General features: G+C 73.4%; 20 protein-coding genes. 13 read left to right on the top strand and 7 right to left on the bottom strand.

The genetic code is table 11. The features are described 5' to 3' along the window. Nucleotides 1–151 precede the first annotated feature (151 nt). The 3 genes from BMW99_RS09005 (at nt 152) to BMW99_RS09020 (ending at nt 3913) form a co-directional block, all read left to right on the top strand. Nucleotides 152–1960: a DEAD/DEAH box helicase gene (locus BMW99_RS09005; RefSeq protein ID WP_407640277.1), complete on the top strand. Its 1809-nt coding sequence runs from the start codon at nt 152–154 to the stop codon at nt 1958–1960. Between the two features lie 257 nt (nt 1961–2217). After that, nucleotides 2218–3054, top strand: a complete 837-nt coding sequence (locus tag BMW99_RS42005; protein WP_245791313.1) for an IclR family transcriptional regulator — start codon at nt 2218–2220, stop codon at nt 3052–3054. Nucleotides 3055–3124: 70 nt separating this feature from the next. Then, nucleotides 3125–3913 carry a S16 family serine protease gene (locus tag BMW99_RS09020; RefSeq protein WP_069463854.1) on the top strand — a complete coding sequence of 263 codons (789 nt, stop codon included), beginning with the start codon at nt 3125–3127 and terminating at the stop codon, nt 3911–3913. Between the two features lie 109 nt (nt 3914–4022). Here the strand turns inward: BMW99_RS09020 and BMW99_RS09025 are convergent, their stop codons facing one another. From BMW99_RS09025 to BMW99_RS09035, 3 genes are all read right to left on the bottom strand, one after another. Then, nucleotides 4023–5321 carry an MFS transporter gene (locus tag BMW99_RS09025; RefSeq protein ID WP_069463853.1) on the bottom strand — a complete coding sequence of 433 codons (1299 nt, stop codon included), beginning with the start codon at nt 5319–5321 and terminating at the stop codon, nt 4023–4025. Between the two features lie 64 nt (nt 5322–5385). Continuing rightward, nucleotides 5386–5997 (bottom strand): winged helix-turn-helix domain-containing protein, encoded by a 612-nt coding sequence (locus BMW99_RS09030; protein ID WP_069463852.1) that lies wholly within the window; start codon nt 5995–5997, stop codon nt 5386–5388. A gap of 164 nt (nt 5998–6161) precedes the next feature. Continuing rightward, the gene (locus BMW99_RS09035) at nt 6162–6632 is read right to left on the bottom strand and encodes an Lrp/AsnC family transcriptional regulator (RefSeq protein WP_069463851.1); all 471 of its coding nucleotides are present in this window, start codon (nt 6630–6632) and stop codon (nt 6162–6164) included. Nucleotides 6633–6754: 122 nt separating this feature from the next. Between BMW99_RS09035 and hppD the strand changes: the two genes are divergently transcribed. Next, nucleotides 6755–7867, top strand: a complete 1113-nt coding sequence (gene hppD / locus BMW99_RS09040; protein WP_069463850.1) for a 4-hydroxyphenylpyruvate dioxygenase — start codon at nt 6755–6757, stop codon at nt 7865–7867. Between the two features lie 134 nt (nt 7868–8001). Next, the gene (locus BMW99_RS09045; RefSeq protein WP_069463849.1) at nt 8002–9369 is read left to right on the top strand and encodes an FAD-binding oxidoreductase; all 1368 of its coding nucleotides are present in this window, start codon (nt 8002–8004) and stop codon (nt 9367–9369) included. A 35-nt stretch (nt 9370–9404) separates the two neighbouring features. Here BMW99_RS09045 and BMW99_RS09050 read toward each other — a convergent pair whose 3' ends face one another. Next, a complete protein-coding gene (locus BMW99_RS09050) occupies nt 9405–9887 on the bottom strand; it encodes an SsgA family sporulation/cell division regulator (RefSeq protein ID WP_069463848.1) in 483 nt (160 codons plus the stop codon). 304 nt (nt 9888–10191) lie between these two features. On the opposite strand from BMW99_RS09050, the gene BMW99_RS09055 reads away from it, so the two are divergent. From BMW99_RS09055 to BMW99_RS09065, 3 genes are all read left to right on the top strand, one after another. Further along, nucleotides 10192–11529 carry an RDD family protein gene (locus BMW99_RS09055; RefSeq protein WP_075016581.1) on the top strand — a complete coding sequence of 446 codons (1338 nt, stop codon included), beginning with the start codon at nt 10192–10194 and terminating at the stop codon, nt 11527–11529. 72 nt (nt 11530–11601) lie between these two features. After that, on the top strand, nt 11602–12315 hold the full coding sequence (locus BMW99_RS09060; protein ID WP_075016582.1) for an RDD family protein: 714 nt from the start codon (nt 11602–11604) through the stop codon (nt 12313–12315). Between the two features lie 65 nt (nt 12316–12380). Next, the gene (locus tag BMW99_RS09065; protein WP_075016583.1) at nt 12381–12854 is read left to right on the top strand and encodes an RDD family protein; all 474 of its coding nucleotides are present in this window, start codon (nt 12381–12383) and stop codon (nt 12852–12854) included. Nucleotides 12855–12916: 62 nt separating this feature from the next. On the opposite strand, the gene BMW99_RS09070 is transcribed toward BMW99_RS09065, so the two are convergent. After that, the gene (locus BMW99_RS09070; RefSeq protein ID WP_069464092.1) at nt 12917–13243 is read right to left on the bottom strand and encodes a hypothetical protein; all 327 of its coding nucleotides are present in this window, start codon (nt 13241–13243) and stop codon (nt 12917–12919) included. Nucleotides 13244–13597: 354 nt separating this feature from the next. Here BMW99_RS09070 and BMW99_RS09075 point away from each other — a divergent pair, with 354 nt between their 5' ends. Together BMW99_RS09075 and BMW99_RS09080 are read left to right on the top strand one after the other, a co-directional pair. After that, the gene (locus tag BMW99_RS09075; protein WP_245791314.1) at nt 13598–16012 is read left to right on the top strand and encodes an immune inhibitor A domain-containing protein; all 2415 of its coding nucleotides are present in this window, start codon (nt 13598–13600) and stop codon (nt 16010–16012) included. A 99-nt stretch (nt 16013–16111) separates the two neighbouring features. Continuing rightward, nucleotides 16112–16429 (top strand): hypothetical protein, encoded by a 318-nt coding sequence (locus BMW99_RS09080; protein WP_069464091.1) that lies wholly within the window; start codon nt 16112–16114, stop codon nt 16427–16429. Between the two features lie 51 nt (nt 16430–16480). Here the strand turns inward: BMW99_RS09080 and BMW99_RS09085 are convergent, their stop codons facing one another. Both BMW99_RS09085 and BMW99_RS09090 read right to left on the bottom strand, forming a co-directional pair. Next, nucleotides 16481–17077, bottom strand: coding sequence for an isochorismatase family protein (locus tag BMW99_RS09085; RefSeq protein WP_069464095.1), 597 nt, complete (start codon nt 17075–17077; stop codon nt 16481–16483). A gap of 157 nt (nt 17078–17234) precedes the next feature. Next, a complete protein-coding gene (locus BMW99_RS09090) occupies nt 17235–18569 on the bottom strand; it encodes a nicotinate phosphoribosyltransferase (protein ID WP_075016584.1) in 1335 nt (444 codons plus the stop codon). A 108-nt stretch (nt 18570–18677) separates the two neighbouring features. Between BMW99_RS09090 and clpS the strand changes: the two genes are divergently transcribed. The 3 genes from clpS to BMW99_RS09105 all read left to right on the top strand — a co-directional run bounded on the left by clpS (nt 18678) and on the right by BMW99_RS09105 (nt 21131). Further along, a complete protein-coding gene (clpS, locus tag BMW99_RS09095; RefSeq protein WP_069464090.1) occupies nt 18678–18989 on the top strand; it encodes an ATP-dependent Clp protease adapter ClpS in 312 nt (103 codons plus the stop codon). Next, nucleotides 18989–19552 (top strand): DUF2017 domain-containing protein, encoded by a 564-nt coding sequence (locus BMW99_RS09100; protein WP_069464089.1) that lies wholly within the window; start codon nt 18989–18991, stop codon nt 19550–19552. The genes clpS and BMW99_RS09100 overlap by 1 nt, the downstream gene beginning before the upstream one ends. A 130-nt stretch (nt 19553–19682) precedes the next feature. Then, on the top strand, nt 19683–21131 hold the full coding sequence (locus BMW99_RS09105; protein ID WP_079138501.1) for an amino acid permease: 1449 nt from the start codon (nt 19683–19685) through the stop codon (nt 21129–21131). Nucleotides 21132–21137 lie beyond the last annotated feature (6 nt).

Below are 21137 nucleotides of genomic sequence, written 5' to 3' on the forward strand. Positions count from 1 at the left end.
GGGCCCGCGGCCGCCCCGCCAGGGCCCGGATGTGATGTCGCTCGCACGGGCCGCGGCAGGCGGCGTCGTTCCGCGGACGCCGCCCGGCGGCCGGTAGGCTGAGGCGGTTTTCGTACGGGTGGGCCCGCGCCCGCCGAAGTGACCGACCCCCGTGGAGACCGTGACTACCGCCGCCTCGCACCCGTCGCATCCGTCCCACCACCTCTCCCCGGCCTTCCCCGGCCGCGCCCCCTGGGGCACGGCCAACAAGCTGCGGGCCTGGCAGCAGGGCGCCATCGACGCGTATGTGGCCCAGCAACCACGGGACTTCCTGGCGGTGGCCACCCCCGGCGCCGGCAAGACGACCTTCGCGCTGACCCTCGCCTCGTACCTGCTGCACAACCACCTGGTGCAGCAGATCACCGTCGTCGCGCCGACCGAGCACCTCAAGACGCAGTGGGCGGACGCCGCCGCGCGGATAGGGATCCGGCTCGACCCGGACTACAGCGCGGGCCCGGTGGGCCGGGAGTTCCACGGCGTCGCCGTGACGTACGCGGGCGTCGGCGTGCGGCCGATGCTGCACCGCAACCGGTGCGAGCAGCGCAAGACCCTGGTGATCCTCGACGAGATCCACCACGCCGGCGACAGCAAGTCCTGGGGCGAGGCGTGCCTGGAGGCGTTCGAGCCGGCCACCCGCCGCCTGGCGCTGACCGGCACGCCGTTCCGCTCGGACACCAACCCGATCCCGTTCGTGACGTACGAGGAGGGCAACGACGGCATCCGCCGCTCCTCCGCCGACTACACGTACGGATACGGCAACGCGCTGAACGACGGCGTGGTCCGCCCGGTGATCTTCCTCAGCTACAGCGGCACCATGCGCTGGCGCACGAAGGCCGGCGACGAGCTGTCGGCACGGCTGGGCGAGCCGATGACCCGGGACGCCATCGGCCAGGCGTGGCGCACCGCGCTGGCGCCGACGGGGGAGTGGATCCCCAACGTGCTCAAGGCCGCGGACCAGCGGCTCACCGAGGTCCGCAAGGGCATCCCGGACGCCGGCGGCCTGGTGATCGCCACCGACCAGGACTCGGCCCGCGCCTATGCCAAGCAGATCAGGGAACTCACCGGCCACAAGGCCACGGTGGTGCTCTCCGACGACGCGGGGGCGTCCAAGCGCATCGAGGAGTTCAGCGCGAGCGAGGACCGCTGGATGGTCGCGGTCCGGATGGTGTCCGAGGGCGTCGACGTGCCGCGGCTGGCCGTCGGCGTGTACGCCACGACGATCTCGACGCCGCTGTTCTTCGCGCAGGCCGTCGGCCGGTTCGTGCGGTCGCGGCGACGCGGTGAGACCGCGTCGGTGTTCCTGCCGACCATCCCGATGCTGCTGGAGTTCGCCTCCGAGATGGAGGTCGAGCGCGACCACGTGCTCGACAAGCCGAAGAAGCACGGCGAGGACGACGTGTTCGCCGAGGAGGACCAGCTCCTCGCCGACGCGGAGCGGGCCGAGGACGAGGCGACCGAGGACGACATGCTGCCGTTCGAGGCGCTGGAGTCCGACGCGGTCTTCGACCGGGTGCTGTACGACGGCGCCGAGTTCGGCATGCAGGCGCACCCCGGCAGCGAGGAGGAGCAGGACTACCTCGGCATCCCCGGCCTGCTGGAACCCGACCAGGTGCAGATACTGCTGCAGAAGCGGCAGGCCCGGCAGATCGCCCACAGCAGGAAGAAACCGGCGGACGAGGCGGATCTGCTCGAACTGCCCGCCGAGCGGCGCCCGGTGGTCACCCACCGCCAGCTGCTGGAACTGCGCAAGGAACTCAACACCCTGGTCGCCGCGTACAACCACCAGAGCGGCAAACCGCACGGCGTGATCCACAACGAGCTGCGCCGGGTGTGCGGCGGACCGCCGAGCGCGGAGGCCACCGCGGGGCAGCTCGGCGAGCGCATCAAGAAGGTCAGGGAGTGGGCCACCCGTATGCGGTGATGTCGGCCGGATTGCCGTGAACGCTCCGCCGCCGAACCTCAAAGTCGGGTCAAACAGCGCCCGGATTGTGGACGACCTCTTCCGCTGAGCGGTACTCGGTCGCTACGGTGCCGGTCACGCACGCGCCGTGGCAGAGCAGCCGCGGAGCGCAGCCGGTTTGCCGACACCAACCGGTGGCCTCTCCGCGCGCACTGCCGCGGGACCGGCAGGGCGTTCCACCGTGAGATGCGCCGCCGATTTCACGAGGAGGGGGCGTCGTGACCGCGGAGACGTCTCAAACGCTCGACCGGGGCCTGCGGGTCCTGAAGTTGCTCGCCGACACCGATCACGGCCTGACCGTGACCGAACTGGCCGCCAAACTCGGCGTCAACCGCACCGTGGTCTACCGGCTGCTGGCGACGCTGGAGCAGCACTCGCTGGTGCGCCGCGACCTCGGCGGCCGGGCCCGGGTCGGGCTCGGCGTGCTGGGGCTGGCCCACCAGGTGCACCCGTTGCTGCGCGAGGCCGCGCTGCCCGCGCTGCGCTCCCTGGCCGACGACATCGGCGCCACCGCCCACCTCACGCTGGTCGACGGCACCGAGGCGCTGGCCGTCGCCGTCGTCGAGCCCACCTGGACCGACTACCACGTCGCCTACCGCACCGGCTTCCGGCACCCGCTGGACCGCGGCGCGGCCGGCCGGGCGATCCTGGCCGGCCGCGGCATGCAGCCGACCGCGGACGGCGGCAGCTGGGAGCGCTTCGCCGAGGACGGGCCGGCGCCCGAGGACACGGCGGGGGAGCAGGAGCAGCTGGGCACGCCCGCGGTGCGCATCCTGGAGGCCGCGGTGGCCGACGGCAGGGCCCTCGCCGACCCGGTCCCGGCGGGGGACCCCGGCGACCCCGTGCTGGGCGCGGGCGGCGCCGTCAGCCGGCTCCGCTACGTGATCACCTCCGGCGAGCTGGAGGCGGGGGCCAGCGGCGCCGCCGCCCCGCTGCTGGGCGTGCCCGGGGTGGAGGGCAGCGTCGGCGTGGTGATGCTCGCGGACTCCGTGCCCGAGCGGGTCGGGGCCCGAGTCGTGGAGGCGGCGCTGGAGGTCGCCGACGCCCTGCGGTAACGGGCCTGGCGGGCCCCCGGCGGGGGCCTGGAGGTGAGTGCGGGTCCCGGGGTGAACTAGGGTCTGGCCCATGCCGAACCTCTCCCGCCGTTCCGTGGTGCTCTCCGTGTGCGCCGCGGTCCTGGCCGCCCTGTTCGCCGTGGCCGCGTTCGCACCGCTGCCGATCTCCATCGTCGAGCCGGGCCTGACCGCGAACGTGCTGGGCGCGGACAACGGCACGCAGGTCATCACGGTCACCGGCGTGCCGGTGCGCACCACCACCGGGCAGCTGCGGCTGGTGACCATCCAGGCCACCGCGCCCAACGCGTCCGTGCACTTCATCGACGTGTGGCGGGCCTGGTTCAAGAAGAGCCAGGCCGCGATGCCGCGGGACTCGGTCTACCCCAGCGGCGGCTCGGTCAAGGAGATCGAGAAGGCCAACCAGCAGCAGATGGAGCAGTCGCAGGCGGACGCCACCACGGCGGCGCTCAAGCACATCGGGCTGTCGCCGTCCCAGGTCCACGTCACGCTGCGGCTGGCCGACGTCGGCGGGCCCAGCGCGGGCCTGCTGTTCAGCCTCGGCATCATCGACAAGATCGACGGCGACGGGCACGGCGGCGACCTCACCGGCGGCCGCACCATCGCCGGCACCGGCACGATCGACGGGTCCGGGAAGGTCGGCGCGGTCGGCGGCGTGCCGCTGAAGGAACAGGCCGCCCGGCGCGACGGCGCCACCGTCTTCCTGGTGCCGAAGGACGAGTGCTCGGACGCCAAGGCCGAGCTGCCCTCCGGACTGAAGCTGGTCCCCGTCACCACGCTCGACGGCGCGCTGTCGGCCCTGTCCGCGCTGCGCGCCGGGCAGCCGACGCCGGTGTGCTGAGCCGCGCACCAGGAGCAGGACCCAGGACCAGGACCAGGACCACGAGCGCGGCAGTGGCAGCGGTCGCGCCCGGGCCCGCGGCCGGGGACGGCGGGCCCGGGCGCGGCCGCTAGCGGGACGCGGGCGCGGAGGCGGACGCGGGTTCCGCCGGCACGGGTGAGGTCACGGGAGCCGTCTCCCAGGCGCGGAACGCGGGCAGCACCAGCGGGCTGAGCGTGGTCAGCAGGTAGGCCGCGCTCACCGCGGCCATGCCGGCCCGCAGCCCGGCGTACTGCACGACGTAGCCGCCCAGCAGCCCGCCCAGCGGCACCGCGACCAGCACGCCCGACGTCACCGCGCCGAACACCCGGCTGCGCAGCCGCTCCGGGACCAGCCGGACCATCTCGGTGCCGATGATCGGGTTGAGCACCCCGGCGGCCAGCCCGCAGACGGCGCAGGTGACCACCATCGGGGTCAGGCCCGGCACGAACGCGCCGACCGCGGTCCGCGGGAAGCCGCACACGATGAACGCCCCGATGTACAGGGCGCGTGGGGACAGCCGCTGGCCGAACGCCCCGTACAGCAGCGAGCCGGCGAGCGCGGCCGCGGCGAAGGTCCCGGAGATCACGCCGACGCTGAGCGAACCGCCGAGGTGCCGCCGGGCGTCCACCGGCAGCAGCACCGACGACCACGCCTGGTCCAGCGCGTTGGTGACCATCACCATCGCCACGACCGCGAACAGCAGCCGGGCCCGCAGCAGGAACGCGTAGCCCTCGCGCAGCTCCGCCCCGTACCCGGCGAGCGTGACGGGCCCGCCGGCGCCCTTCGCCTCGTCCGCCGGCCGCCGCCCCTCCCGCACTCCGAACCCGATGAGCAGTGCGGAGAAGGCGTACGTGGCCGCGTCGACCAGCAGCACGTCCGCCGCGCCGACCGCCGCGATGAGCACGCCGGCCAGCGGCGCCCCGAGCATGCGGGCGCCGCGCGAGGCGCTCTCGTAGGCGCTGGACGCCCGCGCGATCGTGGTGCCGGCCCGTTCCGCCAGCCGCGGCATCAGCACCTCGCGGGCGGTCTCGCCCGGCGCGTGGAACAGCCCCGCGACGGCGACCAGGGCCAGCAGCGCGCCGTACGACAGGTGGCCGGACATGTGCAGCAGCGGCACGGCGGCGACCGCGACCGCGGACACGGCGTCCGAGGCGACGCTGCTGACCGCCAGCCCCAGCCGGTCGATGAGCGGGCCGCCGAGCAGTGCGGCGAGCACCACCGGCAGCGTCGCGGCGAAGGCGGTCAGGCCCGCCCGCGCCGGGCTCCCGGTGGTGTCCAGGACGAACCACGGTATGGCGACGACGGTGAGCATGCTGCCGGCGATCGAGACCACGTTCGCGGTCAGCAGCAGCGCCAGCGGGCGCCGGTCGGTGCCGGGTGTCGGCATGGTGATCCCCCTGTGAGTGGTGTGCGGTGTCCGGTGCGGGCGCCCGGCCGTGCCGGATGCCCGGTCAGTCGGTGCGGCGCGGGAACGCGTGGAAGTGGATCCGCACGCGCGCGCTGTCCTCGGTCTGCTCGGGCACCCGGTCGCGGTAGCCGGTGATCAGCGCGTGGACCTTCTCGCCCAGTTCGCGGGCCAGTTCGGGGGTCAGGCGGACCGTGAAGTCGCTGATGTCCCAGGCGCCGCGCCACTCCTCCGGCCAGTCCTGCATGGTGCCGAGCCAGGTGCTGAGCTGCTCGGCGTGGCTCGCCGCGTGGTGGTGCAGGAACGTCGTGAGGGCGCCGCGGACCTCGGGGTCCGGGTGCCGGTCGAACTCCTCGAAGCTCTCGACGCGGCTGCCGCGGTGCACCGCCTTCCACCAGCGCTCACGGGCGGTGCCGCGGTCCGGGTCGTCCTCGACGAAGCCGTACGAGGCGAGTTGGCGCAGGTGGTAGCTGGTGGCGCCGCTGGACTCGCCGAGCCGGGCGGCGAGCCCCGACGCGGTCGCGGGGCCGTCCTCGCGCAGCATCGCGAGCAGCTGCATCCGCAGCGGATGGGCCAGGCCGCGCAGCGAGCGCGGGTCCAGGGCCGGGGTGTCGGTGTCGTCGTGGGCGGCCGGTCGGGCCTTCGGGGTGTCGGGCACGGACTCAGCGTACGAAGATGCAAAGAGTCTTTGCAAGGGTTCTTTGCAAAAAGCCTTTGCATTGTGGACGGGCGGCGGCCCGGGGGAGTGGGAACACCGCGGGAGCCCGGGACCGCCGCCGGCCCGGGACCGTGCCACCGGACGGTCCACGCGTCCCGCGCGGCCTACCCGTCCTGCGCGGCCTGCTCGACCAGCGGGATGATCCGCAGCGGCACCGGGTTCTCCATGACGATCGCGGTGGACGCCCGCACGATGCCCGCGAAGCCGACCACCCGGTCGATGACCCGCTGCAGATCGGCGTTGGACCGCGCGACCAGCCGGCACAGCATGTCGCCCTCGCCGGTGGTGGTGTGCAGCTCCAGCACCTCGGGCACGGTGGCCAGATGGGCACGCACGTCGGGGCCCTGGCCCTGGCGGATCTCCAGGGTCGCGAACGCGGTCACGGGGTAGCCGAGCGCGGCCGGGTCGACCTGCGGCCCGAAGCCCCGGACGACCCCGGTCGCCTGGAGCCGGTCGAGCCGCGCCTGGACCGTGCCGCGTGCCACGCCGAGCCGCCGTGACGCCTCCAGGACCCCCACCCGCGGCTCCTGGTCCAGCAGGGTGATCAGCCTGCCGTCCAGCGCGTCGATCCCCATCCCGCCGCCTCCTGTGGTCATACTGCACAGATTGTCCCGATGATCGTGGCGCCGACTGGACAAGCTGTCCAGCGCAATCGTGAACTATTGCGCACTCTGAGCCCCCGGGAGACGCTTTTCCCATGACTGAGAAGGATGCATTCCCGGTAAAGGGCATGGACGCCGTCGTGTTCGCGGTGGGCAACGCGAAGCAGGCGGCGCACTACTACTCCACCGCGTTCGGGATGCGCCGCGTCGCGTACTCCGGGCCGGAGACCGGCAGTCGTGAGACCGCCACCTACGTCCTGGAGTCGGGCGGCGCCCGCTTCGTCTTCACCTCCGTCATCAGGCCGTCGACCGACCACGGCCGGTTCCTCGCCGAGCACGTCGCCGCGCACGGCGACGGCGTGGTCGACCTCGCGATCGAGGTGCCGGACGCCCGCGCCGCCTACGCGTACGCCGTCGAGCACGGCGCGACCGGCCTCCAGGAGCCGTACGAGCTCAAGGACGAGAACGGCACGGTCGTGCTCGCCGCGATCGCCACCTACGGGCAGACCCGGCACACGCTGGTCGACCGATCCGGCTACGACGGCCCCTACCTGCCGGGCTTCGCGGCCGTCGCCCCGCTGGTCGAGCCGCCGGCGCACCGCTTCTTCCAGGCCATCGACCACTGCGTCGGCAACGTCGAACTCGGCCGCATGGACGAGTGGGTGCGCTTCTACAACCAGGTCATGGGCTTCACCAACATGAAGGAGTTCGTGGGCGACGACATCGCCACCGAGTACTCCGCGCTGATGTCCAAGGTCGTCGCCGACGGCACGCTCAAGGTGAAGTTCCCGCTCAACGAGCCTGCGGTGGGCAAGAAGAAGTCGCAGATCGACGAGTACCTGGAGTTCTACGGCGGCCCCGGCGTGCAGCACATCGCGCTCGCCACCAACGACATCGTGGCCTCCGTGCGCGCGATGCGGGCCGCGGGCGTGGAGTTCCTGGACACCCCGGACTCGTACTACGACACCCTCGGCGAGTGGGTGGGCGACACCCGCGTGCCGGTGGACACCCTGCGCGAGCTGAAGATCCTGGCCGACCGCGACGAGGACGGCTACCTGCTGCAGATCTTCACCAAGCCGGTCCAGGACCGCCCGACGGTGTTCTTCGAGATGATCGAGCGGCACGGCTCCATGGGCTTCGGCAAGGGCAACTTCAAGGCCCTGTTCGAGGCGATCGAGCGCGAGCAGGAGCGCCGCGGCAACCTCTGACCGCCGAGCTCCGCCACCTCGACGAGCGCCCCGCACCGACACCCGGCGGCCCGGACTCCCGGGCGCCGGGTGTCGTGGCCCGGCACCGGCCGGACGGCCTTCCACGCGCCGGTCGGCGGTGACAGGCTGAGGGCATGCGCGAACTGATCGCCCGGCTGCGCGAGGGCGTCCCGGCCGAGGCCGTCCTCACCGACCCCGACGTCACCGCCGCATACGCCCGCGACCAGGCGGCGTTCTCCGACGCCGGCGTGCCGGCCGTCGTGGTGCTGCCCCGCACGGCCGACCAGGTGCGCCACGTGATGCGCACGGCGACCGCGCTGCGCGTGCCCGTCGTGCCGCAGGGCGCCAGGACCGGGCTGTCCGGCGGGGCCAACGCGGTGGACGGCTGTGTCGTGCTGTCGCTGGCCGCGATGGACCGGATCCTGGAGATCGACCCGGTCGAGCGGACCGCGGTCGTCGAACCGGGCGTCGTCAACGCCGCGCTGTCCCGGGCCGCCGCCGAGCACGGCCTGTGCTTCCCGCCGGACCCCTCCAGCTGGCAGGAGTGCACCATCGGCGGGAACATCGGCACCGGCGCCGGCGGTCTGTGCTGCGTGAAGTACGGCGTCACCGCGGAGTACGTGCTGGGCCTGGAGGTCGTGCTCGCCGACGGGCGGCTGCTGACCACCGGGCGGCGCACCGCCAAGGGCGTCGCCGGCTACGACCTGACGCGGCTGTTCGTCGGCTCCGAGGGCACCCTCGGCATCGTGGTCAAGGCGGTGCTCGGACTGCGGCCCGCACCGCCGCCGCAGCTCGCGATGGTCGCGGAGTTCCCGTCCGCCGCCGCGGCGAGCGCCGCGGTCTGCTCGATCATGGCGCGCGGCCACACGCCGTCCCTGCTGGAGCTGATGGACGGCACCAGCGTCCGCGCGGTCAACGCGCTGGCGCGCATGGGCCTTCCGGAGTCGACCGAGGCGCTGCTGCTCGCCGCCTTCGACACCCCGGACCCGGCCGCCGACCTCGCGGCCGTCGGCGCGCTGTGCACCGCCGCCGGCGCCACCGCCGTGGTGCCGGCCGAGGACCAGGCGGAGTCCGAACTCCTGCTCCAGGCACGCCGGTTGGCGCTGCCGGCGCTGGAACGGCTGGCGCCCTCCACGATGATCGACGACGTCTGCGTGCCGCGCGGCCGCCTCGGCGACATGCTCGACGGTGTCGCGGAGGTCGCGCGGAAGCACGCCCTGACCATCGGGGTGTGCGCGCACGCCGGCGACGGCAACACCCACCCGGTGGTGTGCTTCGACCCGCACGACCCCGACCAGACCCGGCGCGCCCGCGAGGCCTTCGACGCGATCATGGCGCTGGGGCTGGAACTCGGCGGCACCATCACCGGCGAGCACGGCGTCGGCCTGCTCAAGCGCGACTGGCTGGCGCGCGAACTGGGCGAGACCGGGGTCGAGGTGCAGCGCGGTATCAAGGCGGTGCTCGACCCGCTCGGACTGCTCAACCCCGGCAAGCTGTTCTGACCCGCCGCGCGGTGCCCTGCGCCGCTCCTCCCGCGCTACGCACTCGCGTCCGGGGTGTCGTCGGTGCCGGTGGTCCACGGGTCGCTCAGCCACAACTCGTCCCCGGCGACCGGGGCCAGCAACCGGCTGAGCCCGTCGTCCATGCCGAGCTGCTCGTGCTCGGTGCCCGGCGCGACGATCCGCAGCGTGCGCTCCAGCCAGGCGGCCACCGGTGACGACGGCGCCTCCAGCAGCGCGTCGCCGTCCGGGGAGCTGAGCGCCAGGCAGATCACGCTGTGGCCGTTGACCTTGGTCGGCCAGATCCGCACGTCGCCGTGCCCGCACGGCCGGAACACCCCCTCCACGATCAGCTCGCGGGCGAACGTCCAGTTCACCGGCGTGTCCGACCCCACGTGGAAGGTGATGTGCACGGCGTACGGGTCGTCCGCGCGATAGGCGAGCCGGGCCGGTACCGGAATGCTGCGCTCCGGTGACAGCACGAGCTGCATTTCGAGTTCGCGTTCCACCACGGTCTGCATCTGTCGACGTCCTTTCCCTCGGCGCGATGGCCCCGGGCCGGTCCGCTCACGGGGCCCTGCACCTGGAAGAGAGCGCGTGCCTCTCCCACCATTACGCGGGTTGCCGTGATTCGCTTCAAATTTCCCGAACCTTGGGCAGCGGGAGGGCCATGAGGGTAAGGACGAACCGACGCCCCGTCCGCCCCGGTGGGCGCGTCGTCCGCGTCATCCCCAGCCGTGTCCGGCACGGTGGGCCCGCCGCGTGCGCGGGTCTGGTAGATGTGGACGCACACCCCCGGCCGAGCAGATACGGAAACCGTGAACCATGAGCGCACCACCTTCTGGCTCCTCCGGTTCTTCACCGTCGCCGTCCTCCCCGTCCCCGGCTCCGGGCTACTACCCGGACCCGTCGATCCCGAACTACATCCGCTACTGGAACGGTTCGGCCTGGGTGCCCGGAACCAGCCGGCCCGCGCCGCTCGACACCACGCCGGAGCAGGCGGCCGGCGGCTCCGGTGCCGCGGCGGCCACCGCGTGGCCCGCCGCCGCGGGTTCCGTGCCCGGTCCGCCGGCGGCACCCGCGCGCCCGGACGCTGACCGGGCCGCCGACGAGTCCGGGCCGATGTTCCTCGACGAGGACCCGCGGGCACCCCGGTCCGACTCCGGGCCCGGCGTGCCGGCGCAGGGCGGCGCACCGGGCGGTGCCGCGCCCGACCCGCGTGCCGCGGACGGGCAGGGCGGCGCGCCCGCGTGGCCGTCGATGGACCGGCCGGGGACGCAACTGCCGCGCATCTCCTGGGGTGCCGAGCAGGCGGCAGCCGCCGGCCGCGGCACCCAGTCCGCCGCGCAGGAGCCCCAGGCCGGGCAGGCCGCCCCCGCCGCCGGGTCCGCGCAGGCCGCCTCCGCGGCGCCCTCCGCACCGTCCGCCCGGCCCGCACAGCACGCCCAGGCGGCGCAGCCGTCGCCGCCCGCCGTGCCCGCCGTCCCGCACCAGGTCCAGCCGCAGTCCGTGCCGCAGGAGTGGCCCGAGCAGGCCGGCCCCTCCGCACAGCCGGCCCGGTCCGGTCAGGGCGCCGCCGCCGAGCGGCCGGCCGCTCCGTGGGCCGCGCAGGTGCACGACCTGGCGCAGCCGCCGTGGCGGCCGGTGCCCAGCGACCCGTTCGGGGCGTCGCAGCGGCAGGACCGGCCGGGCGGGCTGGTGCGGCGGTTCGCCGCCCGGGTGATCGACGGTGTGCTGCTCGCCGCGCTCACCGGTGCGGCCGCGGTCCCGCTGGGGACGGCGGCCTACCACCACGCCAAGGACAAGGTCGACCAGGCGAAGCTGACCGGGGAGACCGTGAAGGTGTGGCTGCTGGACGGCACGACAGGCGCCGAACTGGCCGCCGTCGTCGGCGTGCTGCTCGTGGCCGGGCTGCTGCTGGAAGTACTGCCGAACGCCAGGTGGGGCCGTACCCTCGGCAAGAAACTCGTCGGGCTCAGGGTGCTGGACATCGACTCGCAGCTGCCGCCCGGGTTCGGGGTGAGCCTGCGCCGCTGGGCGACGCGCACGCTGTTCGACCTGACCGTCGTCGGCCTGCTGGCGAGCGCGTGGGGCCTGTTCGACCGGCCCTGGAAGCAGGGCCTCCACGACAAGGCAGCCAGGACCTTCGTCGCCGGCGACTGACGGCCCCCCGCGCCGTACCCCGAACGGGCCTCGCGGCGGGCGGGCGTCCCGGGCCCGGGTTTCACTCGGGGCATGAGCACCGACCAGCCGCCCCCCGACCAGCCCCCGAACGAACCGCCGAACCAGCCCCCGAACCAGCCGCCGCCCGGCAATCCCTACTCGGGCCCCCACGGTGCTCCGCCTCCCGGCGGCGGGGGTCCCTACGGCGGCGACAGCGGCCCGTACGGTGGCGGTCCCGGCGGTTCCGGCGGCCCGTACGGTGGCGGTCCCGGCGGGCCCTACGGCCAGGGGCCGCCGTCCGGTCAGAACCCGTACGAGGGCGGCCCGTACGGCGGCCAGGACCCGCTGGCGGGGATGCCGCCGCTGGCGCCGGGCGGCAGGCGGCTGTTCGCCCGGATCATCGACATCATCATCGTGCTCATCCCGTCGTTCCTGCTGGACTGGGCCGCGGTGGGCCTGCAGAACGACGACTTCACCGCCGGGCGGTCGGCGGTCGGCGGGGTGTTCACGGCCGGGATCGGCTTCCTGTACGAGTTCCTGATGACCCGTGCCACCGGGCAGACGCTGGGGAAGCGGCTGATGGGCCTGCGCGCGGCGATGCTCGAGAACGGCAACGTGCCCACCCAGAACGCGTCCGCGGTGCGCGCCGCGATCCTGTGGCTGCCGGCGTTCTGCTGCAGCTGCGTGTGGTTCGTGATCATCGGGCTCACGGTGCTGTTCGACAAGCCGTACAAGCAGGGCCTGCAGGACAAGGCGGCGAAGACCGTGGTGGTCGACGCGACCTGACGGTGCGCCGGGAGGGCTGCCGGCACCCTGTACCGTCACCCGGACGGCTGATTTACTCATCAGCCATGACCGCTGACCCACCGGCGGGGATGGCCCCGCTCGCCACGCCCGCGCAGCGCTTCCTGGCCCGGGTGGTCGACACCGGGGTGCTGGTGGTGATCGACGCGGTGGTGTCCGGCGCGCTCCTCGGCGGCGGCGTACGGCACCCGGACGACGTCCCGTACGGCAGGCAGGTCCTGGTCGGCATCCTGATGTTTGTCCTGTACTTCGCGTACGAGGGCGGCATGACGGCCGCCCGCGGGCAGACACTGGGAAAGATGGCGGTGCGCATCCGCGCCGCGCGGCTGTCCGACGGCGACGTGCCGGGCTCCGCGGGCTGGACCCGGGCGGCGGTCTACGCGCTGCCCGGCGTGCTCACGGTGGTGCTGGTCGGCCCGCTGTTCTGGCTGCTGAACGCGCTGTGGTGCCTGTGGGACCGGCCCTACCGGCAGTGCCTGCACGACAAGGCGGCCAGGACCGTGGTCGTGGCCGCCCTGTAGGCGTGTCGGGGGGCTGCGCCGCTGAGGGCCGCCGGGCACCGGGAACCGGCCGCCGGCGGCTCTCAGCGGCGCAGGGAGTGCGCGGTGACCCGGCGCTCGGCGGACGGGGAGACGCGGGCGCGCGGCACCGACATCCCGGCCGCCACCGGCTCGCGCCCGGCCGTGGGGTCCGCGGCCGGCACGTGGGCGGTGGCCGCGGCAGCGGCGCCGGCGCGGCGGCCGCGGGGGGCCAGCGCCGTCGCCATGAGCAGCCCGGCCAGGAGCCCGGCCGCGGCCAGGCCCGCGACGGCGGCCCCGGAGCGGGCGTCGGTGGCCAGCAGGAGCGCCACCGTGGTCAGGACGACGGTCAGGGAACCGTAGGCGACCTGCGCGATCGTGGGTCGTGGCATGAGGGATCCGTCCTCGGGGGTACGCCGGTGCGGGGGTTCACCGGCGGGCACTGACGGGAACGCACGGACTGACGAGCTCTCAGGAGCTGACTCCCACCGTTCGGATGCCCCGGCCCGATGCCCGGTAAGCGTCACCTTACCTTCGGTGCGGTGCACAGGGGGGCGCACGGGGTCGCACATGTGACCGGTCCCTCAACGCGCGCTCCGCGCACGGCCGTTGGTGCCGTCCGCTGAGCGGGGTGCCGGTACCCGGAAACCGGCAAACGTACTGTCAGGTTCATGTGCAAGTCAAGATCTGGTTTTTCGGTCGTCACTCCGGTGCAATGGCTTCCCTCAAGGGGAGGTCAAGGAATCTTGAAGAATCGGCGCAGGATCACCCAACCCGCCGCGCTGGCCCTCGCGATAGCCGTGCTCGGCGTACCCGCCGTCACCGCCGCGGGTGCGTACGCCGCGGCTCCGGACCGGGCCGGTACCGCCGGCCAGGCGGCGGCCACGCACGACCCGGCGGCCGGCGAACCGCACGACCTGCCGGGCCCGTTCACCAAGCAGCAGGCCGCGGAGCACAGCGCGGCCCTGCAGCAGGTGGTGTCCGGCGAGGCGAGCGTGCAGCAGCGCGACGGCTCCCAGGTCGTCCAACTCGGCGGCGGCAAGGGCAAGAAGAGCAAGTACGTCGAGCTCGGCCGGGAGCGGACCGACAAGATCTTCACCATCCTCGCCGAGTTCGGCGACACGGTGGACAGCACCACGCAGTACGACCCGGACGGCCCCGACGGGCCGAAGCCGCCGGTCACCAAGTACGGCGGCACGGCGGGACCGGCGCACAACACCATCGCCGCGCCGGACCGGGCGAACGACAACTCGACCGCCTGGCAGGCCGACTACAACCAGCAGCACTTCCAGGACCTGTACTTCTCGCACGCGGCGGGCAAGGAGTCCCTCGCGAAGTACTACGAGAAGCAGTCCTCGGGCCGCTACTCGGTGGACGGCCAGGTCGCCGCCTGGGTCAAGGTGCCCTGGAACGAGGCCCGTTACGGCTCCAACTACTGCGGCGCGTCCACCTGCGCCAGCGCCTGGGACCTGATCCGCGACGCGACGACCGCGTACGTCGCCGACCAGAAGGCCCAGGGCCGCACCGACGCCCAGATCAAGGCGGACCTGTCCCAGTACGACCAGTGGGACCGCTACGACTACGACGGCGACGGCAACTTCAACGAGCCCGACGGGTACATCGACCACTTCCAGATCGTGCACGCCGGCGAGGACGAGTCCGCGGGCGGCGGCGCGCAGGGCGCCGACGCGCTGTGGGCGCACCGCTGGTACGCGTACGGCACGGACGCCGGCCGCACCGGCCCGGCGGACAACAAGGCCGGCGGCACGCAGATCGGCGACACCGGCGTCTGGGTCGGCGACTACACCCTCCAGCCGGAGAACGGCGGGCTGGGCGTGTTCGCCCACGAGTACGGCCACGACCTGGGCCTGCCCGACGAGTACGACACCACCTACGCGGGCGAGTCCAGCGTCGGCTTCTGGTCGCTGATGTCCTCCGGCTCGTGGATGGGCACCGGCAAGGACGCCATCGGTGACCTGCCCGACGACATGAGCGCCTGGGACAAGCTGCAGCTGGGCTGGCTCAACTACGCGACCGCCAAGGCAGGCACGCGCTCCACCGCCAAGCTGGGCGTCGCCGAGTACAACACCAAGGACAAGCAGGCGCTGGTCGTGCAGCTGCCCGACAAGGCGGTCACCACCACCATCGCCGCGCCGGCCGAGGGCGCCGCGCAGTGGTGGAGCGGCATGGGCGACAACCTGGCCAACACCCTGACCCGCCCGGTCGACCTCTCCGGTGCCACCACGGCGTCCCTGAAGCTCAAGGGCTGGTGGGACATCGAGGAGAACTACGACTTCCTCTACACCGAGGTGTCCGCCGACGGCGGCGCCACCTGGACCGCGCTGGACGGCACCGCCAACGGCGCGTCGCTCCCGCGTGACGGCGGCGACGTGCCGGCGCTCACCGGCACCTCCGGCGCCTACGAGGACCTGACGTTCCCGCTGGACGCGTACGCCGGCAAGCAGATCCAGCTGCGGTTCCGCTACCTGACGGACGGCGGCGTGGCGCAGAAGGGCTTCGCGGCCGACGCGATCACCGTGACCGCCGACGGCGCGACCGTGGTCAGCGACGGCGCGGAGAACGGCGACAACGGCTGGACGGCCAAGGGCTTCTCGCGGATCGGCGGGTCGTTCACCAACGACTACCCCGAGTTCTACCTCGCCGAGAACCGGCAGTACGTCAGCTACGACACCACGCTGCGCACCGGCCCGTACAACTTCGGGTTCGGCACCACCAGGCCCGACTGGGTCGAGCACTACCCGTACCAGAACGGCCTGCTGGTCTGGCTGTGGGACACCTCGCAGCCGGACAACAACGTCGGCATCCATCCCGGCAGCGGCCAGATCCTGCCGGTGGACGCGCACGCCAAGGCGGAGAAGTGGGCCGACGGCTCGCTCATGCGCAACCGCATCCAGGCGTACGACTCCCCGTTCAGCTGGTACCCGACCGACGGCTTCACCCTCCACGCCAACGGTGTGGCGGCGAAGGTCCCGGCCAAGTCCGGCGCCCCGGTCTTCGACGACCACGCCGGGCACTACTGGGACAGCGCCAACCCGACCGGCGGCGTCCAGGTCCCGGACACCAACACCAGGATCACCATCCTGAACGAGGCACTGAACGGCTCCACGATGACCGTGCAGGTCGGACCGAGCCACCGCTGATCATGCACCTGGCAGGTCACATGCCGTTCGACCTGCGTTGATCCGGCGTTCGGCCGTCGTCCTCTGGTGGGCGGCGGCCGAAGCGCCTTAGATGGCCCCATGGCCGTCGGCGGTTTCACCAAGCTCCCGAGCGGCACGGTGATCGTCGCCCTGGCGCTTCCGCAGCCCGGCTACGCCGACCACACCGTGCGGGTGGTCGTCCACGCCCTGAACCGGCAGCGGGCGCTGACCCGGCTGAGCAACCTCGGATTCCGCGGCGCGCGGCTCAGCGGCAACGCCGAGCCGCCCACGCCCGACGAGATCACCGCGGTGCTGCACCATCCCGACGGCCTGATCTGGCGCGACTACCGCGCGCGCACGGCCGACCCCTGGCACCCGATAACGGCGCTGAGCCGGGTGGCCGGCCCGCTGCCCTGACGCCCTCGGCGCACCTGGGCCCGTCGGCCGTGCCCGGGCGGCGGACGGACCCTAGGCCCGGACGATCGGCTCCCCGTCGAGCGCCACGCCCGCGGCCTTCAGGTCGGTCAGCGCCTGCTCGGTGGTGCCGGGCGCGACGCCCGCGGTCAGCTCGAGCAGCACCCGGGTGGCGAAGCCCTCGCGGGCCGCGTCCAGCGCGGTCGCCCGCACGCAGTGGTCGGTGGCGATGCCCACCACGTCCACCTCGGTGACGTCCCGGTCGCGCAGCCAGCCGGCCAGCGACTCGTCGTTCTCGTCGCGCCCCTCGAAACCGCTGTAGGCGGCGGCGTGCGCGCCCTTGTCGAAGACCGCGTCGATCGCGCCGGAGGCGACCGCGGGCGCGAAGTTCGGGTGGAAGCCCACTCCCTCCGTGCCGGCCACGCAGTGCCGCGGCCAGGAGTGCACGAAGTCCGGCTGCGCCGAGAAGTGCGCGCCCGGGTCGATGTGGTGGTCGCGGGTGGCCACCACGTGCCGGTACGCGCCGGCCCCGGACGCCTCGCCGATCAGGTCGGTGATCGCGGCGGCCACGTCGGCACCGCCGGACACGGGGAGGCTGCCGCCCTCGCAGAAGTCGTTCTGCACGTCGACGACGATCAGTGCGCGATGCATGGTGCCCTTCCGGCGGTGATCGGTGGGAAAGCCGCTCCGGTGCGAGGCCGCGGCGGGAACGACGGGCTCCACCCGCCTCTCGGGGCCGAGCCTAGGCCCCCGGCCACCCGGCCGGAAGGCCGCCCGCGCGGCCGCCGGACCGGACCGGACCCGGGCCCTATCCCAGGTGGTACTCGGTGTGCAGGACCGGCTCCCCGCGGGAGAGCTGGGTGGCCGACACGGGCAGCCCCGCGCGGGCCTCGATGTGCCGGGCGCGGGCCGCGTCCAGCGGCTCGCGGCCGACGATCTCGCCGCCCCTGACCAGCGGGACCAGCATCTGCCGGTCCCGCAGCTCCTCGGGCACCGGGCCGCTGCCGATCACCTCCGCCTCGGCGACGCCGTCCTCGTCCAGCCGGCGCGCGGCCCACTTGCGGCCGCCGATGCTCGTCTTGCCGCCCGAGGACTTCTTCGCCACCGGGACCAGGGGTGCGTCCGGCTCGTCCGAGGCGGCGCGGGCGACCAGCTTGTAGACCATCGCGCAGGTGGGGTGCCCGCTGCCGGTGACCAGCGAGGTGCCGACGCCGTAGGCGTCGACCGGCGCCGCGGCCAGCGAGGCGATCGCGTACTCGTCCAGGTCGGAGGTGACGACGATCTTCGTCTTCCCGGCGCCCAGGTCGTCCAGCTGCTGCCGCACCCGGTGGGCCAGGAGCAGCAGGTCGCCGGAGTCGATGCGGACCGCGCCCAGCTCGGGACCGGCGACCTCCACGGCGGTGCGCACCGCCGTGGCCACGTCGTAGGTGTCGACCAGCAGCGTGGTGTCCCGGCCCAGCGACTCCACCTGGGCGGTGAACGCGCCCTTCTCGGTGTCGTGCAGCAGGGTGAACGCGTGCGCGCTGGTGCCGATGGTCGGCAGCCCGTAGCGGAAGCCGGCCGCCAGGTTGGACGACGAGCGGAAGCCGCCGATGTAGGCGGCCCGGGAGGCGGCCACCGCGGCCAGCTCGTGGGTGCGCCGGGCCCCCATCTCCATCAGCGGGCGGCCGCCGGCGGCCGCCGCCATCCGGGAGGCGGCCGCGGCGATCGCCGAGTCGTGGTTGAGGATCGACAGCACCACGGTCTCCAGGACCACCGCCTCGGCGAAGGTGCCCTCGACGCGCAGCAGCGGCGATCCGGGGAAGTAGACCTCGCCCTCGGGGTAGCCCCAGACGTCGCCGGTGAAGCGGTAGCCGGCCAGGTACTCCAGCGTCTCCTCGTCGACCACGCCCTCGCGGCGCAGGAAGTCCAGTACCGGGGCGTCGAAGCGGAAGTTCTCGATGGCGTCCAGGACGCGGCCGGTCCCGGCCACGACCCCGTAGCGCCGCCCGTCGGGCAGCCGCCGGGTGAACGCCTCGAAGACCGAGCGGCGGCCCGCCGCACCACTGCGCAGGGCGGCCTGCAGCATGGTCAGCTCGTACCGGTCGGTGAACAGGGCCGTGGACGGCACGTCCACCGGCAAACCCAGGTCTGCTGTGCTCATGACGCAGATGCTACCCCACATCTCGTCACTCTGACGATTTCTCTGGGGGTCATCACGGCGGGATGTCCGCGGACCGCCATTTGTGCGACGGACCACATGAGCGGCAGCATGGGTTACGTGAGTGTTGCGCCTGTCGAGATCGAACGCCCGGAGTCGAGCGAAGCGCCGTACCAGGTTCCCGAGCCGGACGTTCCCTGGGTGACCCTGGTGCACAACGACCCCGTCAATCTGATGAGCTACGTGACCTACGTCTTCCAGACGTACTTCGGCTACTCCAAGGGCAAGGCCACCAAACTGATGAAGGACGTCCACTACAAGGGGCGGGCCGTGGTCTCCAGCGGCACGCGCGAGGAAATGGAACGCGACGTGCAGGCCATGCACGGCTACGGCCTGTGGGCGACCATGTCGCAGGACCGCTGATGGGCCGCCGACGCGCCCGCGCCGGCTACTTCGAGCCGGTTCGCGGCGGTGGCGCCGCCATCGCGCTCGACGAGGTCGAGATCTCCATCCTGCGCAGCCTGACCGTGCAGCTGCTGGAGCTCATCGGCCCCGGCGAGCAGCCGGCCGGCGACGACGCGGATCCGCTGGCCGCGCTGTTCGCGGAGGGCCCGACGAAGCCGCCGGAGGACCCGGCGCTGGCCCGGCTCTTCCCCGACGCGTACGAGGAGCCGGCCGACGCCTCGGAGTTCCGCCGCTTCACCGAGAACGACCTGCGGGCCCGCAAGCGCGAGGACGCGCTGGCCATGGTCAGGAAGCTGGACGCCGGCGGCCCGGTCCTCAAGCTCACCGCCGACGAGGCCCGGCAGTGGCTCGGCGGCCTCAACGACCTGCGGCTGACCATCGGCACCCGCCTGGAGGTCACCGAGGACGACAGCGACGAGCTGTACCGGCTGCCCGACGAGGACCCGCGCAAGCCCATGGTGATGGCCTACCTGTGGCTCGGCGGGCTGCAGGAGTCCCTCGTCGAGAGCCTGCTGGGCTGACGTCCCTCCTGTCTCTCCCGGGCCTTCCTGAGCTTTTCCTGAGCGTCTGCCCGGGTCTTTCCCTGAGCCTTTCCGGTGTCCTTCGGGGACGCCGGCGCCCGGCGGCCGCCGGCGCGGGTACGCATCGCCCATGACGCACGACGACGAGGGGTACGCGCGCGGGCTCGGCAGCCGGCAGATCCAGATGATCGCCATCGGCGGCGCCATCGGCACCGGGCTGTTCCTCGGTGCCGGCCGGGCCATCCACCAGGCCGGCCCGAGCCTGCTGCTGATGTACGCGATCGCCGGAGTGGCGGTCTTCGCGATCATGCGGGCGCTCGGCGAGCTGCTCACCTACCGCCCGGTCTCCGGTTCCTTCGCCGACTACGCACGGGAGTTCCTCGGCCCCTTCGCCGGCTTCGCCACGGGCTGGACGTACTGGCTGATGTGGGTGGTGACGGGGATGGCCGAGGTGACCGCCGCGGCCACCTACGTCGCCTACTGGTGGCCGCAGGTCCCGCAGTGGACCGCAGCCCTGGCGTTCCTGCTGGTCCTGTTCACCGCCAACCTCATCTCGGTGCGGCTGTTCGGCGAGGTCGAGTTCTGGCTGTCGATGATCAAGGTGACCGCGATCCTGGGGATGATCCTCATCGGCGTGGGTGTCCTCGCCCTGGGACTGGGCCCGGCCGGGCCCAGCGCCTCGGTCGGCCACCTGTGGCGGGAGGGCGGCTTCTTCCCCCACGGCGTCGGCCGCTCGCTGCTGACCCTGCAGATCGTGATGTTCGCGTACGTCGCCGTCGAGCTGGTCGGCGTCACCGCCGGCGAGGCGCAGAACCCGCGCACCACGCTGCCCAAGGCCATCAACACCCTGCCGTGGCGGATCGCGCTGTTCTACGTCGGCGCCCTCGCGGTGATCCTGTGCGTGGTGCCGTGGACCGACTTCCGGCCCGGCGTCAGCCCGTTCGTGGCCGCGTTCGCCCGCGTCGGCATCCCGCTGGGCGCCGGCATCGTCAACTTCGTGGTACTCACCGCGGCCCTGTCCTCGTGCAACTCCGGCATGTACTCCACCGGCCGGATGCTGCGCGACCTGGCCGCCAACGGGCAGGGCCCGAAGGTCTTCGGCCGGCTGACCGCCCGCCGCACCCCGGCCGCCGGGATCCTCGCCTCCGTCGCCGTGATGGGCTTCGGCGTGTGGCTCAACTACGTCGACCCCGCAGGGGCGTTCACCTACATCACGGCGTTCGCGACGGTCGCCGGGGTGTGGACGTGGGGTGTGATCCTGGCCGCGCACATCCGCTACCGGGCGGCGGTGCGGGCCGGCCGGGCGGCGCCCGCGTGGTTCACCGCGCCCGGGGGAGCGGCCGCCAGCTGGTGCACGCTGGCCTTCCTGGCCCTGGTCGTGGTGCTGATCGGCGCCGACTCCCAGGCCCGCGTCTCGCTGTACGGGGCGCCGGTGTGGGCGGCGGCGCTGGCCGCCGGCTACGCGTGGCTGCGGCGCCGCAACCCGTCGGCGTTCGTCCGCCGCCCCCACCTGGCGCCGTCCGGCCCGGACGCGGCGGCGGGCACGCCCGGGGCGGCGGCGGACGCGCCCGCCCTGTGAGGGACG

It is taken from the genome of Actinacidiphila rubida, from assembly GCF_900110255.1.
In the GTDB taxonomy this organism is placed as follows: domain Bacteria; phylum Actinomycetota; class Actinomycetes; order Streptomycetales; family Streptomycetaceae; genus Actinacidiphila; species Actinacidiphila rubida.

What these genes read in the sequence shown, in the direction of transcription:
- BMW99_RS09020 (WP_069463854.1), top strand. Translation starts at nt 3,125, where the DNA reads ATGCCGAACCTCTCCCGCCGTTCCGTGGTGCTCTCCGTGTGCGCCGCG.
- BMW99_RS09025 (WP_069463853.1), bottom strand. Translation starts at nt 5,321, where the DNA reads ATGCCGACACCCGGCACCGACCGGCGCCCGCTGGCGCTGCTGCTGACC.
- BMW99_RS09035 (WP_069463851.1), bottom strand. Translation starts at nt 6,632, where the DNA reads ATGGGGATCGACGCGCTGGACGGCAGGCTGATCACCCTGCTGGACCAG.
- hppD (WP_069463850.1), top strand. Translation starts at nt 6,755, where the DNA reads ATGACTGAGAAGGATGCATTCCCGGTAAAGGGCATGGACGCCGTCGTG.
- BMW99_RS09045 (WP_069463849.1), top strand. Translation starts at nt 8,002, where the DNA reads ATGCGCGAACTGATCGCCCGGCTGCGCGAGGGCGTCCCGGCCGAGGCC.
- BMW99_RS09050 (WP_069463848.1), bottom strand. Translation starts at nt 9,887, where the DNA reads ATGCAGACCGTGGTGGAACGCGAACTCGAAATGCAGCTCGTGCTGTCA.
- BMW99_RS09055 (WP_075016581.1), top strand. Translation starts at nt 10,192, where the DNA reads ATGAGCGCACCACCTTCTGGCTCCTCCGGTTCTTCACCGTCGCCGTCC.
- BMW99_RS09060 (WP_075016582.1), top strand. Translation starts at nt 11,602, where the DNA reads ATGAGCACCGACCAGCCGCCCCCCGACCAGCCCCCGAACGAACCGCCG.
- BMW99_RS09065 (WP_075016583.1), top strand. Translation starts at nt 12,381, where the DNA reads ATGACCGCTGACCCACCGGCGGGGATGGCCCCGCTCGCCACGCCCGCG.
- BMW99_RS09070 (WP_069464092.1), bottom strand. Translation starts at nt 13,243, where the DNA reads ATGCCACGACCCACGATCGCGCAGGTCGCCTACGGTTCCCTGACCGTC.
- BMW99_RS09080 (WP_069464091.1), top strand. Translation starts at nt 16,112, where the DNA reads ATGGCCGTCGGCGGTTTCACCAAGCTCCCGAGCGGCACGGTGATCGTC.
- BMW99_RS09085 (WP_069464095.1), bottom strand. Translation starts at nt 17,077, where the DNA reads ATGCATCGCGCACTGATCGTCGTCGACGTGCAGAACGACTTCTGCGAG.
- BMW99_RS09090 (WP_075016584.1), bottom strand. Translation starts at nt 18,569, where the DNA reads ATGAGCACAGCAGACCTGGGTTTGCCGGTGGACGTGCCGTCCACGGCC.
- clpS (WP_069464090.1), top strand. Translation starts at nt 18,678, where the DNA reads ATGGGTTACGTGAGTGTTGCGCCTGTCGAGATCGAACGCCCGGAGTCG.
- BMW99_RS09100 (WP_069464089.1), top strand. Translation starts at nt 18,989, where the DNA reads ATGGGCCGCCGACGCGCCCGCGCCGGCTACTTCGAGCCGGTTCGCGGC.
- BMW99_RS09105 (WP_079138501.1), top strand. Translation starts at nt 19,683, where the DNA reads ATGACGCACGACGACGAGGGGTACGCGCGCGGGCTCGGCAGCCGGCAG.